The organism is Caballeronia sp. LjRoot34 (assembly GCF_964253815.1).
GTDB lineage: Bacteria > Pseudomonadota > Gammaproteobacteria > Burkholderiales > Burkholderiaceae > Caballeronia.
Genome location: NZ_CAXUSB020000002.1, coordinates 1272291 through 1284682, shown reverse-complemented (window position 1 = coordinate 1284682; position 12392 = coordinate 1272291). Strand labels below are relative to the sequence as shown.

Genomic DNA, 12392 nt, shown 5'->3' with positions numbered 1-12392 from the left:
GCCAAAGGAGATGGAGGAGCAAGGTGCATGACGTCTCCAAGATGTTCCCAGAGCTCATGAAATTTCTGGACAAAGAGAATTGCAATCGGAGCCTCTCAAACCGCTATCGTCAGGTAATCGATCGATAAATAACATCTATTGTTATGGAAAGGACTAACACCAGGATATATGCTCATGGCATAGTGCCGGCATTCTCTTAACCACTCTGAGCTTGATATGGCATCGTTAGAGCAAATCCAAAACCAGTTGAAGAAGTTGCAAGCGCAAGCTGACGCGCTTCTTGCAAAGAAGGCGCAGTCCGCGCTAGATCAGATTCGTGAACTGATGCTGAAGCACGGTCTTACAACGACTGACATCGAGAAGAGTGTTAAGGCTCGCCGCGAAGTGCAGGCGTCGAATGAACGCAAGTCTTTTGCTGCTGCGAAAAAGGTGAAAGCCACCGGCGTAGCGAAGTATATTGACCCGATGACCGGCGCGACCTGGACCGGCCACGGACGCGCGCCTGCCTGGATTGCCAATGCATCGGATCGCAGCAAGTTCCTCGCCGAGGCTGCCGGTGAAACCCCAATCGCTAGTCTGCCCAAAGCGGCTGGCAAGAAGACATCCGCCGCAAATGCTGCCGGAGGTACTCGACAGCCCAAAGGCGTACAGCCGGCAAAGTACGTCAACCGGAAAACAGGCGCTACGTGGAGCGGACGAGGCAGAGCTCCGGCGTGGCTGGCTGCGGTGAAAGACCGAACTAGATTCCTAGTTGAGGGGGCCGAGATGGCAGCAACTGATTCGGAGGGATCGGCCGCTACGAAGGCTGAGGAGCGAAATCCGGCTGCAACGACGAAAGCTGCCGTAAAGAAGCTGCCGTAAGGAAGTCGGTCACCGCAAAAAGGCGATCTCCACGACCGCAGGCGTGAAGAAAGCGGCGACGGCCAGGAAAACCGCAGTTGCGAAGCCTGCAGCGAAAACCAAACCGGTTGGGACCAAAAAAATAACGGGTCGCAGGGGTGCCGCGCAAAAGATACGGTCGACGGTAGAGTCGCGGTGCCGTCGGAGGCGACGGTCGCGCAGGCGGATGCGATCTAACGGAGCGGGACCGCGTGTCGCAGACCGTTGCTTGCTCCAACCCTCGGAGCATGCCGCACCAAAATCGATGGGGCGATTGAACGCCACGTGATTCGAATTTGGACTTGGGCGTTTCGAGAGTGGAGACGCCCTGATTGCTAACATGCATTAAGAGAGTTAGGAATTTTTGTGTCGTTCGACTCGCGCTTCAGCATCTGCTTGTCCGGAGGAACGATGTCGCCACAGTGATTACGCTGGGTTTGGCATTGCAGGGGCGAGGTTTCCCGGACGTCGCATTTCGGGGAGTGCCGCCTTGCGTGGTCACGAAGGCGGCCTTCATGGCTTGCCATAACGCTATGCAATTCCTCACGGCGACTGAACATATCCCGGCGATGATCACAATTCTTCCGCCCGTTGTGGTGGAGGAAGCCTACGTAACTTGCGGTCGCATCAACATACAAACAGACTGCGAAAAATTCAATCCGGTTCGACTGCGCGAGGCGCTTCAGATTGAAGGCGTCGAGATTGCTTGCTCCAAATGAGAATTGTGCCGGCTCGTGAGGCCAATGAGCATCATCGAGCCGGGACTCTTCGTTACTTCCTTGCGGGATCTTGCACCACTGAAGCGGCGGGTTGTTTTACGAGTGCCTTAATCTCATCGTTGTTACAGGCCGCAAGCAGTTTCTGGCCGGTTTTTGCTGGGATACTTGGCATCCCCGTTGCGACCGCCCAGAGAATGATGCCTTGGTCAAGCGAGCTGAATCCGAGGGCGGACGTCCACTGAAGGATGTTTTTGCAGAGCTGGGCGCTCGCCAGCGAGTCCGTCGCAGGAGTGCCAGGTTTCGCATCTTTTTCGGCCGCGATACTTGCAACACTGGTAGAGAAGCCGTCGTGCTGCGATATATATGTGGCGATAGTGCCGAGCGCGGTGTTCGGAGGGGTTAGCGGAATGACGGAGAACGAAAGTACATCTGCAGCACGCACTTTGGAGGTGACCTGGTTTGTTGCTTGCGTAGAATCTTCGACACATGAACTGTCTTCGTCTTTTGGACAGATGCGTATGTCTGCGAAGATAGACGGACGGGGAGCCTCGAGTGACAAAGACCAAGATCCGATTGGAGACACTTGCCCGTTAATGGCAGAACCTGAAGGCACACTCACCTCAAGTGTCAGAGCGTCGTCCGGGTGCCAGTGGCGAAAATCCAAATCCACAGCATGCGCTTCCGCAATCGTCATCGCAAAGAGGCTTGATATCGTTTTGTCCAACGCGTCGGCACGCGTTTTTGCCGAGTTCGCGGTCAACTCGGTCAGCAGCGTGCCTTGAGGCGCTAGTTGACGAGCCAGTGAGACGGCGACATTGAGACCTGTAACGGCGCCCTGGAACTGTATGGACTTAGTTGCGCTTAACGTGAACTTGGCGGACAGAACAGAGTTGCTTCCATCTCTCTTCACCAAAAACCACTGGAAGTCTTCGACTCGCGAGTATATGGTTCTGCTCCATGCGTCCCCGGTGCGTCCTCCGGCGTGGGATAGGGAAAGAAGGGGCACTGTTGCGACAAATGCACCTGCCGACAGGTTTGCGGCCACCGTGACCGACCTCTGCGGCTGGACAAAATATCGACTGAATATCCCGGTGGATGGGTATCCCATGCTCGCGTCGGAATCTTCCGTTGCTGACGTGTTCTGGTCGATAGCTTTCCCTGCAGATTGCTTGCAACCAGGGCCAGCGTTCAATCCAACACACCCGGCCTGCGCCTGCAATCTGATCCGAACGTACATATCAGAATAGTCGGTTGATGAACCGGTGTCAGTGGTCTCTGACAGCTTGGTCATGGGAGTCAGATTCAAGTATTGCCGGGTTTCTGAAGTGGTCGGCGGGGGCGGCGGTGTCGGTGTCGGTGTCGGTGTCGGTGTCGGTGTCGGTGTCGGTGTCGGTGTCGGTGTCGGTGTCGGTGTCGGTGTCGGTGTCGGTGTCGGCGCTGGTGATGGAGCGGGAGTGGGAGTGGGAGCTGGAGGTGGTGGCGGGGCGACGGGTGCCGGCGGTGTTGGTGCAGAGCCGGACGTTCCTGCTTCGCCGATCGGGTTACTCCACTCGACCCCTTTGCCCCCCGGGAGGACGCCTGTAGCGCAACTTGCCAGCAGGATAATTAACGGAAGGGCGCTAGCTGCTTGAGTCCGGCTGTTCATACACTGCTCCTTTAGCTTCTTCTATGTTGGTCTTAAGGAATTCATTGCGGCACCGATACGACTTTCAAAACTCTTTATATTTGGCCTCGCTACTGTAATAAGCTTTCGCCGACGCGGAACAGAAATTAATGCAAACATTTAATACGTTTGCGATATAAGGGGTACTTGACGTCGGGTGTACGCGAAGAGCGTCATTGCCCGACCCTCGTGGGACTCAGGTGTCGTTGCCGCGACGAAACAGTGTGTAACTGCGTCGTGCACACGGAATGCAAATTTCTAGAACAGGAAAAAAAAGGCGATGACCGAGTACGTGTACAGAGTGGATACCAGAGCAGGAATCAACGCGATACAGGATGGAATTTTTCGGGCAAAACGTTGGGGCTCGCCACACGGATCGACGTTTCCGCACAAGGAAATGGCAAAGATTCCGGCGACATCGAGCGAAGGACTTTTCATCATATGCTTTTACACTGCATTCGAAAAGGCGGAGAGCTCCCAGCAGATGGACTACCGATTTCTTGGTCCCAGCGAGATCCTACGCTGTGAAAAACGTTGTCTTATCGAAGCTGGCTTCACAGAAACATGGGATGACGGCTTCAGGGAAGGTGACGCCTATCTTTTTTGGGTCAAGGAACCGATCAATACTGCTCCACAAAGGTTTTCAAAGATAGGTGTTTCGCTTGCACAGTTTGAAATACTGTACCAAGGAAATTGGGTTGGGCTCGACCGTTACATCGACGAGGCAAAGCCTAAGGTCTCTGTATCGAGTTTGCCGGTGACTGTGCCGAAAAATATCAGGACGGTCGAAAAGAGATCGTCGATCTCGCGGCTAAAGAGAATTTTCTCGTCATTTTCGTAAGGATACGGCGTGGACAGAGCGCGCTTGATCTGCGCGATGTAACGGAGATAGTGCAGTGCGGGCGTCGTTGAGTGTTCCATGCTCAAATGACCTCCCCGCGAGAAGAGCGTGCGTTTCTCCGTCAGTTGGGCTTGCCGATACTTTGAAGAGCTGACGTACCCGCTTTCTCGCGGGTCGGCGAAGTGAAGATACGGAAGTGCGACCTCGAATTTGTCGAAGTCGCAGGCCCTATAGCGCGTTACGAAACCGATTGGTTTGACTCATGGTCGCGCCACGGGCTAGTTTCGACTGAAGTGAATGTCCGCACGCCACTCGCTCATGAACAGCGCTTTCGGTCGTGCTTGCATGGTCGTTGCTATTTGTATTTCTGACGCATGATCTCGTCGTCGACGGCCAAGGCACGATTTCAATCGAGCAATCACTCAGACATGAAACAAGGCTACACAATCAATCACGCGTTGTATGGATTGTTTCGGCCACGGGCATTGGCACGCGCCTGAGGCCCGGAGAAATGGCGACATTAGAGCGGTCAATTTGATTTGCTATCAGGCAGCGTACGCGGACGGAGTTTAACGACCGCCATCGTGGCTCGGCCTCATGCCAGACTTCCTCGCGCAGGAAGTTACCGCGTGCCTAAGGATTCACTCTAAGATATCGAATGCAAACGGTTGTTCCTGCGTGGTATGTCGTTCATGCAACACACAATCAGTGCAAATTCATTACGGGATTACGTCCAGGGCGGTCCGAATCGCCATTCAAGCAGCAACTTCACCTATAACAACTCCGACGCATTGACCGTCGAGTACACCATTTCCGGTACTACTCTTAGCGCTTCGTTCGACTAATCCTAAGGGAAAAATTGTTCGTGTCAAAGGAGGTGTGAATCACAGTTTCGGGGCGGGACTTTACCGGCGTCAAATCAAGTGCCGAAACCGCTGAATTCACGGTGAGAGGCAGACGTGATACCCGTCCTCGTTTGATTAATCGATGGTTGTCCATTAGCCACTCCTTAATCGCAAGGTGCAACTGCAACATCCGCTTTGCGGTGCGGGGGGCGCCAACCGCCGCCAAACCCGGAGCGAGCCAAATCTGGGCCAAGTCGCTGTACTCAATTCATTGTGCGTTTGGCCACAATCGAACCCGATGATTGGGCTTCATCACCAACCACCTTGAGTGGCACTTCCCCAACGCCCAAAGCCCGCTCAATGAGTAGGTTGTTTCCATCCTCAGCGACAAGTTGTTGAAGCCGCGAAAATTCGCCACACCAGATCGTTTCGACATCCTTGTCCCGACTAACGTCGCGATTTTCGCTCAAGGCAACTGCGCGAACTTGCAGACGGCTGGTTTCAGCCTGACCGCCAACCTCGACGCCATAACCGGGCAGGGACGGCTTTCGCAGCACAACCCGTCCGTCTTTCGCCCAGGCGGTTGTCATGCCCTCATGGACCTCGTATCCAAGCTTGGCCAACCCATGAAGGATGACGTCCCGGCGGGACTGGGCGGCCTTGCGCTGCGTCTCAGCACTTACCAGCGCGCGACATTCTTCTGCCAACGCTGCTAACCGGTCCGCCCGAGTGGTGGTATCACACGCAGCAATTGCTTCCTGCAAGGCTGCGGCTGCAGCAGAATCGACACCAAGGAGATCCAATGACAGTTCGGCCAGCTGCGTCCGTCCTGCCCCTTGGCTTCGTACGGTTTCGATGTCACTGGACAGGTCGAGCATCAGGCTATCGAGCAGCAGAGACTGACGCGCCGCATTGGTTTCATACTCAATCGAGCGCAAGCGCTGCACGTAGCCAGCTGTCCTCTCGTTGCCCAATACCGTTTGCGCCTCGGCTATCTGACCGTCGACTCGATCGAGCAGGAGGTCGATAGGTGAGGGCACGCGCTGTTTCGCCTTCCATGCTTCGAAACTTTGTTCCGCGTTGGATTCCTTAAGCCTGCCAATCAGTTCCCGCTGTGCTGCGCTTAACCCCGTCGGGCCGCTCGGGATAAGCAGGTTGAAGCCCTGCGCCAGAACCGATTCGGCGTTCGTCACGCGGCCGCTTGCGACCGACTGAAGTTTCTCCCTGAGCCCGGATGGCACGGTTACACCTCGGGCCTCAAGCGCTTTCAGAAGAGTGGATGCGTTCTCTCGCCCCTGACGCTCCCGTTTTCGGGCGGCGGTTGCCTTTTCAATGGCCGCGCGCTCGCGTCGTAGCAAGTCGCTCTTCAGGAAGGCGATTTCGTCTGGAACACCTTTTTGCAGTTCCATGAAGGCGTCGCGTGCGATCAGACTGGCAAGCGCGTCTCGTCGACTGAGCGTCGCAGCCATTTCCTCGTCGCTGAGTTCACCCGAGCGCTTCCCCTCGCTGGTCCAGTGAGCAATGGCCCGGTCAAGGCGTCGGAGATGACCTTCGCAGATAGCGAGGATCTCCTCGCGCGTCACGATTCGCACCACTTTCGGGCCGCTCATGCTTCCACCTCCATGCTAAGCGACGCTTCAATCGCCGTCTTCAGACGTTCCCGCTCTTCGTCGCCATTGTGGTACCAGGCTTGCGACGATACGCGATGCAAGCGCGGGATTGCCCGACGCAAGACCGATGGGCGCCAGATTTCACGTGCACGCGCCCGCTGCAGGAGGACGTGACGAGGCGCGTCGCACTCAATCCCGATTGCATAAAGCCCGCTCTCCGGGTCGGCGATCGCGAAATCCATACCGAAAGCGTCGCCTTCCTGCGCAGATACAGGCGAAAAGCCCAGCGAACGGATGTACTGAAGGACGGCATTTGCAAAGCCATCGGCCTTCTTGCCATCATCAAATCTTGCGTGAGCCCGCTCGCTCGAGAGACGGCTGAGGAGCGCTCGGCCCGCAGGCAGTTCGCCATTCGACATCGCGCGCGTACTCCATGTAGCCTTGAAGATAATCGCGTGGAATCGCGGGCTTGCGCTGGGTGCTGAGCATGTCGGAAATGTCGCGGATCGGCATGGACGTCACGAGCACAACCTTCTTTCTTGCACGGGTCACCGCAACGTTCAACCGGCGCTCACCACCTTTCTGCCCAAGCACCCCGAAGTGACGCCTGAACGTACCCTGGCTGTTCCGGCCGAAGGTCGTTGAGAAGACGATGACGTCGCGTTCGTCACCCTGAACGTTTTCTACGTTTTTCACGAAGGTGCCCATGTCTTCTCCGCCTTCTACGCGATCACGCTCCTCCAGGTAGGCATCGCGGAAGTCAGCGTCCTCCTCAGCGCGTAGCGCCAGCTCTTCTTCGATAAGATCGGCCTGCTTGCGGTTGAACGTCACAACACCGACTGACGGACGCTCGGCGAAGGGCCGCTGCCAGAGCTTCGCGAGGTACTCGACGACACGCTTCGCCTCCGTCGGATTGGTTTGCTGTTCGTATAGCCCATTCACTTGAATAAGCTCGATTGGCTTCACTTCGCGCACAGTCGCATCCGGATGGCGAACAGGAACACTCAGGTTGTTCTCGTAGAACGCCGCGTTCGAGTAGCTGATGAGCTCTCGGTAAGCCGACCGATAGTGAATCTGGAGCGACGAAATGGGCAACGCGGTACGAGCGAGCTGGAGCAGGTCAGGGCAGTCCTTGATTTCGCGCCGATTCCACGTGTCTTCGAAAAGCTCGCGCTCTTCCTGCGTTGCATCCTCTTCCGGCTGTTCGCCGTCGAAGAATTCTGTCTCGTCGCTCTCGGCACGGCTGGAGAAAAAGGTCGTCGGCGGCATCTGCTTTTCGTCGCCGCTTACAATCGAAACGCTCCCACGGAAAAGCGTCGGGAGCGCAAATTCGACTGGCATCTGCGATGCCTCGTCGTAGACAACCGAGTCGAACAGATTCGACTTGAGCGGCAGAACGCGGCTCGCCACATCCGGATTCATGAGCCACACAGGCCTGAGCGACATCAGTCCCAGACGCGCGCCCAGCTCGATGAATTCGCGCAGCCGGCGTGAACGCTTGCCCGCCAGACGCGTGACGTCCTCCCAGTCGCGAAGGGGACTCAGTTTGCTACGCTCGATACCTTCGCGCAGAACGTCACGGTTAAGTCCTCGCATCTGCTCATCTGCCGCAGCCAGAGCCTCTATCTTCGCGGCCGTCTCACTTTGATCGAGCAAGAGCTCGGGAGTTTCCTGCTCCATTCGCCGCTTCCAGCCGAGCCGCGCTTCCCGGTTAATCAGACGCCGAACCTCGAAGTCAAGGTCTTCAGGGCGTATCACGCCCAAGGATGCTTCGTGACCGCGCATCAGGGCAAAAATTTCAAGTGCAGCTTCATTCAGATGTCGCGCCCGGGTGCGGAACTGCTGGTACGCCGCGAGAGAAGGCAGAGCGTCCTTGATGCGGTTCAGCGGCGCTTGGTAGCTGACGTTCTGTGCGATGGCTGCAGTGCAAGCTCCGAACAGTTCTGGCGAGAACCAGTCCTCCAGAGCCGCCAACGCCTGCCGGCTATGCTGACGCGCGTTATGGCGCACGAAAGCCATCTCAAACCCGTCAAGAAGCTGTTCAACCGGCGCACGGTCGCCGGTCATGACGGCCGAATCAAATTCATCACCACGCGGTGCGATCGCCAGATGCTGGGCGAGCTCACGGATTTCTTCAAGCTGGCGAAGGCGGGTGAGACACTCGTCGGCAAGTGTCGGGCCGCAAACCTCATCGACCGTTGCAAGGCGCAACGACTGACTAACCGTATTCAACGAAATGCGCAGCGGACGCCACTTTTGCTCGAGCCGGGCCGCGTCACGGATGTGCTGAAGTTTGTCGTGTTTTGCGGCCGCGCCTTGCGCTGCCGCGAACTTCAGCAGCGCGCTACGCCGGGCGTAGGTCGCCGGATTGAAGCGGCTAAAAAAAGGTGGGCGCGCGCGTAGCGAGTGTGGCTCGCGCTTCGATGCTGGCTAGCTCCGGTACCGGCAGACGGGCAAGAGCGGGCGAGAGCGTCGCATCGAACGCGCCCCCGTCCGTCTGAACGAGGCTGTCATGTAAGCCTTTGAGTGATGCGTAGTGGGCATGCCCCGCTGCATCAGGCTTGTCCGCAGGACGGAACAACGGTAGCCACTGGGCAAGCGATTTGCGCTGCACGTCGCCGAGTTCGACAAGCCGGCGCGCGTTTGCATCAAGCCATGCGCGATACGGCACCGGGTCATCGATATCAAACCGGGCAGGGTGAGTGGCCAGAGTGTCGATGCGAAGCTGTTCGGCCTCGACGAAGGACGCAAAGGCAGCCTGAAACCCCTTGATGGTCGCTGGATCTGTTGAGAAGTGTTTGAGCTGGGTGAGGGCGCTGCCCTCATAGCGAGCTGGCAACCAGTACCGGGCGAGAGGCGCACACTGCTCTTCCAGCGTAGTGAGCGACGAAATGTCCATCGCAGACAGCTTCGTTCGAAGCTGTGGCACGTCGATAGGCGGCTCGCCTGCTTCAAGCTGAATCAGCTCACCAAGGAGCACTCGATAGCTGAGGCCGGTGTACTCATCCACCGCATGAAGTGCCTGGTGGTGACGGTCCAGTTCGCCCTCAAGGGCTTCAATTCGGGCCGCCATCCGCTCTCTCTGCCGGAGCCATCCGTTGTCGAACGCGGAGGCATTGAAGATGGCGTCGAGTTGCTCGCGAATGGCACGGATGGTCGGCTCGCGGTCCTTGTTGACGTCGTTGACCATCACGATGCGATCGCCGAGGCCTTCAGCGACGAGCCGTTTGTGCACGACCTCCAGCGCGGCGTGCTTCTGACAGACAATCAGCAGGCTCTTCCCGCGCCCGATGGCGTCGCAGACCATGTTCACGATGGTCTGGCTCTTGCCTGTTCCCGGAGGCCCCTCAACCAGGAGTCCCGGACTCTGGCGTGCCCGCAGCACGGCGGACTCCTGCGATGGGTCACTCGCGACTGTTAGGAATCGGCCGATCTCTGCATTATCGGCCTCGGCGCGCTCGGCGGAAGCCCGTTCCTTGAGCCGCAGCATTGTCTCAAGCGCGGTGCCGGCCGGCGAAAGCGCCTTCAGCTGCCGAAGGTCTTCGCCAATGGCCTGTCCCATGAACGTCACGTGAAAAAGCACGGCCGAGCACGCAAGCTGCGATTGACCGGCGGCGATGTCAACAGCCGGAGATGGCAAGCCGGACAGCTTTCTACGCTCGGCCGAAGCCAGCACTCCAAAGGCGTCCATCACGTCTGGAATCTTGAGCGCCGAGCGGCCGAGCAATTCGTCAGCGGCTATACGCCATGGCTTGATGGCCTCGCGTCCTAGCAGCCCTTCGAGCGCCGGGTTCAGTCTCACTTCTTCCCGTTCACTGTCGAAAGCGAGCGAGACCTGTCCGCGCGACCCGACCTCCATCAGCAGCTTGATAGGCCACAACAGAACGGGTGCAATGCGAGGGCGGGAACTGCTTCTGATATCCCTGAAATGCAGGAAGGGGAAGCCCAGATACAGGCCATCGATTCCCGTGTCGCGCTTATAGAGCGATGTCTGCCTTTGCAGCGTGTTGAGACGGTTTTCCAGCGTGACAGTCCCGCCGAATACGGCCGGGTCGATGGTAACTGTCTGGGAGTTGCGCTGAAGCAGATGCTCGAGAATCGATGCGCTGGTGTGGCGTTCGCCGTTCAGTTCGTTCACGTCGACACGGCCGGTCGTCTTGCCGATGGTCATCCGGACGAGCGGTCCGCGCAGCACGGCCGTTGAAACTTTCTTCTCGAAAAAATCGAGGATCTGCGACACGTACTGTTGCTTCTGCGGTTCCAGCCATTGTTCTTCCGGCACAGACAGCAGGACCACGGCTTCATGTAGTGGAAGGCGTCGCTCCAGACGGAACTGCTCCGCCCAGTCATCGACTGTCGCGTTACCTGTGCGGGCGAACCCTGCGATTCGTTCATCAACCTTGTGAAACAGATCTGCTCGCGGCAACACCAGTTCTTCGCGCGCAGCCTCAGCGTCGAAGGCTAGTATCTGCTCTTTCGCGGCGAGTTGCGTGGCCTGTTCGATGATTGCATCGACAGACCGGAACTGATTGATGGATGCACTCAACAGGACAATGAGGTCCTCTTCGCTTATCGCCCGGCGTTCAGACAGCGACTGAAGGCCCGGATGGTCCGAGTCTGGAAGCAGCCGTCGCCGTTCTTCCCAAAGCGCTACTAGACGCGCCCGTGAAGTGGAGAGGAGATGGATACGGACCGTATCTTCGTCCAGTTCAATATTGTGTCCGTGCGCTCGATTGCGGACCTGCTCCGCGCGAAGACGCAAGCGGGACAACCACGTTTCTGTCTCCAGGCGGTCGAGGAAAGGTGGCACGGGACCAGTGATGAGATCGTAGCCAGCCAGTGCGTGCTCGAGCAGCCAGCCTGGGGTAACGATGTCTCCGCACAGAATGAGCGGCATTTCGGGATTCAGCAGCTTCAACGCAATCATCAGGCGGCAGTCGTCGTCGACTCTGTCCAGTTGCGCAGCCTGCCGTATGCCGGCGAGTGTCCTTGCCGCCAGTCCTGCATTTTCCGCCCACGTAACGAGCACACCGCGCTGGAGGTGGTCCAACGCTTGCGCCCAGTTGTCACGTTCAGCTGCGGCGAGCGCGAACACGGTCGGTTTATGGAACCGCTTCGTACCGAGCGCGATGCTGGCGCCTTCGCTGCTATCAGCCTCCGTCACGGCGGCGGAGGGCGCGTCCACATCCTCGCCGGCCAGCCATGCCTTTACCTGAGACCATTGCCAACGCTGATGCCTGTCGCGAGCCAGCAGTCCGCGAAGCAGCAGGTGCAGCGAAGGGTCGAGATTGTCCGGAAGCGTCACGCCGCTCGCGAGCACGTGAATCATGAACGCGCGCTCGTTGATTCCTTCAAAGCAGGCGCCCTGGGTCAACTGCTCGAGCAAAACCATCCCGAGACTCCACCAGTCCGATGCAGCGGCGACACCGCCGGCAATCGCCTCGGGCGCCATATACCTGCTGGTCTCAAGCGGGGAAACAATGTCGAGGTCGAAGTCCGAGAGCCGGGCCGAGCCAAAACCGTTTATCACAAGGTCAATCGGGTCACGGCTGCGCACAAGCAGGGTGCCCGGGCGCAGGTCACGATGCCGCAAGCCCGCTTCCGAGAATGAACGAAGCGCCTGCCCAAGTTCATCGACCACGTGCCGGATTGTCGGCATGTCCCGCAGGCCGATGCCAATGTCGGCAAGTGTGCCGCCGCTTAACTCTTCCGCGACCTCGTATGCCCGATTATCCCAACGCCCGGTGGCGATTATTTCTGGCACGTGCTCGCGGGGCAGGCGACGGACGACCTCATACACGGACGGGTCCGGCTCGGATCCTTGCCTATACAGTG

General features: G+C 58.0%; 11 protein-coding genes. 5 read left to right on the top strand and 6 right to left on the bottom strand.

Going from position 1 to position 12392, the window contains the following annotated elements:
- Positions 1–216: 216 nt before the first annotated feature.
- Together ACSQ36_RS25300 and ACSQ36_RS25295 are read left to right on the top strand one after the other, a co-directional pair.
- A complete protein-coding gene (locus tag ACSQ36_RS25300) occupies positions 217–861 on the top strand; it encodes an H-NS family nucleoid-associated regulatory protein (protein WP_436184059.1) in 645 nt (214 codons plus the stop codon).
- Positions 862–1301: 440 nt separating this feature from the next.
- Positions 1302–1598, top strand: coding sequence for a hypothetical protein (locus ACSQ36_RS25295; RefSeq protein WP_436184058.1), 297 nt, complete (start codon positions 1302–1304; stop codon positions 1596–1598).
- 52 nt (positions 1599–1650) lie between these two features.
- On the opposite strand, the gene ACSQ36_RS25290 is transcribed toward ACSQ36_RS25295, so the two are convergent.
- The gene (locus ACSQ36_RS25290; protein WP_436184057.1) at positions 1651–2889 is read right to left on the bottom strand and encodes a hypothetical protein; all 1239 of its coding nucleotides are present in this window, start codon (positions 2887–2889) and stop codon (positions 1651–1653) included.
- On the opposite strand from ACSQ36_RS25290, the gene ACSQ36_RS25285 reads away from it, so the two are divergent.
- Positions 2853–3182 carry a hypothetical protein gene (locus ACSQ36_RS25285; RefSeq protein WP_436184056.1) on the top strand — a complete coding sequence of 110 codons (330 nt, stop codon included), beginning with the start codon at positions 2853–2855 and terminating at the stop codon, positions 3180–3182. The genes ACSQ36_RS25290 and ACSQ36_RS25285 overlap by 37 nt on opposite strands.
- 790 nt (positions 3183–3972) lie before the next feature.
- Here ACSQ36_RS25285 and ACSQ36_RS25280 read toward each other — a convergent pair.
- Positions 3973–4182: a hypothetical protein gene (locus ACSQ36_RS25280; RefSeq protein ID WP_436184055.1), complete on the bottom strand. Its 210-nt coding sequence runs from the start codon at positions 4180–4182 to the stop codon at positions 3973–3975.
- A gap of 612 nt (positions 4183–4794) precedes the next feature.
- Here ACSQ36_RS25280 and ACSQ36_RS25275 point away from each other — a divergent pair.
- Positions 4795–4947 carry a hypothetical protein gene (locus tag ACSQ36_RS25275; protein ID WP_436184054.1) on the top strand — a complete coding sequence of 51 codons (153 nt, stop codon included), beginning with the start codon at positions 4795–4797 and terminating at the stop codon, positions 4945–4947.
- Between the two features lie 263 nt (positions 4948–5210).
- Here the strand turns inward: ACSQ36_RS25275 and ACSQ36_RS25270 are convergent, their stop codons facing one another.
- The 3 genes from ACSQ36_RS25270 to ACSQ36_RS25260 are packed head-to-tail and all read right to left on the bottom strand — an operon-like array spanning position 5211 to position 8237.
- The gene (locus tag ACSQ36_RS25270) at positions 5211–6530 is read right to left on the bottom strand and encodes a hypothetical protein (RefSeq protein WP_436184053.1); all 1320 of its coding nucleotides are present in this window, start codon (positions 6528–6530) and stop codon (positions 5211–5213) included.
- Between the two features lie 23 nt (positions 6531–6553).
- Positions 6554–6976, bottom strand: coding sequence for a hypothetical protein (locus ACSQ36_RS25265; protein ID WP_436184052.1), 423 nt, complete (start codon positions 6974–6976; stop codon positions 6554–6556).
- Complete coding sequence (locus tag ACSQ36_RS25260) at positions 6900–8237, bottom strand: DEAD/DEAH box helicase (protein ID WP_436184051.1); 1338 nt, start codon at positions 8235–8237, stop codon at positions 6900–6902. The genes ACSQ36_RS25265 and ACSQ36_RS25260 overlap by 77 nt, the downstream gene beginning before the upstream one ends.
- A gap of 93 nt (positions 8238–8330) precedes the next feature.
- On the opposite strand from ACSQ36_RS25260, the gene ACSQ36_RS25255 reads away from it, so the two are divergent.
- Positions 8331–8960, top strand: a complete 630-nt coding sequence (locus ACSQ36_RS25255; protein ID WP_436184050.1) for a hypothetical protein — start codon at positions 8331–8333, stop codon at positions 8958–8960.
- Here the strand turns inward: ACSQ36_RS25255 and ACSQ36_RS25250 are convergent.
- Positions 8935–12357 (bottom strand): protein kinase domain-containing protein, encoded by a 3423-nt coding sequence (locus ACSQ36_RS25250; RefSeq protein WP_436184049.1) that lies wholly within the window; start codon positions 12355–12357, stop codon positions 8935–8937. The two genes, ACSQ36_RS25255 and ACSQ36_RS25250, sit on opposite strands and share 26 nt — an antisense overlap.
- Positions 12358–12392 lie beyond the last annotated feature (35 nt).

What these genes read in the sequence shown, in the direction of transcription:
- ACSQ36_RS25300 (WP_436184059.1), top strand. Translation starts at nt 217, where the DNA reads ATGGCATCGTTAGAGCAAATCCAAAACCAGTTGAAGAAGTTGCAAGCG.
- ACSQ36_RS25280 (WP_436184055.1), bottom strand. Translation starts at nt 4,182, where the DNA reads ATGGAACACTCAACGACGCCCGCACTGCACTATCTCCGTTACATCGCG.
- ACSQ36_RS25290 (WP_436184057.1), bottom strand. Translation starts at nt 2,889, where the DNA reads ATGACCAAGCTGTCAGAGACCACTGACACCGGTTCATCAACCGACTAT.
- ACSQ36_RS25285 (WP_436184056.1), top strand. Translation starts at nt 2,853, where the DNA reads ATGAACCGGTGTCAGTGGTCTCTGACAGCTTGGTCATGGGAGTCAGAT.
- ACSQ36_RS25265 (WP_436184052.1), bottom strand. Translation starts at nt 6,976, where the DNA reads ATGTCGAATGGCGAACTGCCTGCGGGCCGAGCGCTCCTCAGCCGTCTC.
- ACSQ36_RS25275 (WP_436184054.1), top strand. Translation starts at nt 4,795, where the DNA reads ATGCAACACACAATCAGTGCAAATTCATTACGGGATTACGTCCAGGGC.
- ACSQ36_RS25260 (WP_436184051.1), bottom strand. Translation starts at nt 8,237, where the DNA reads ATGGAGCAGGAAACTCCCGAGCTCTTGCTCGATCAAAGTGAGACGGCC.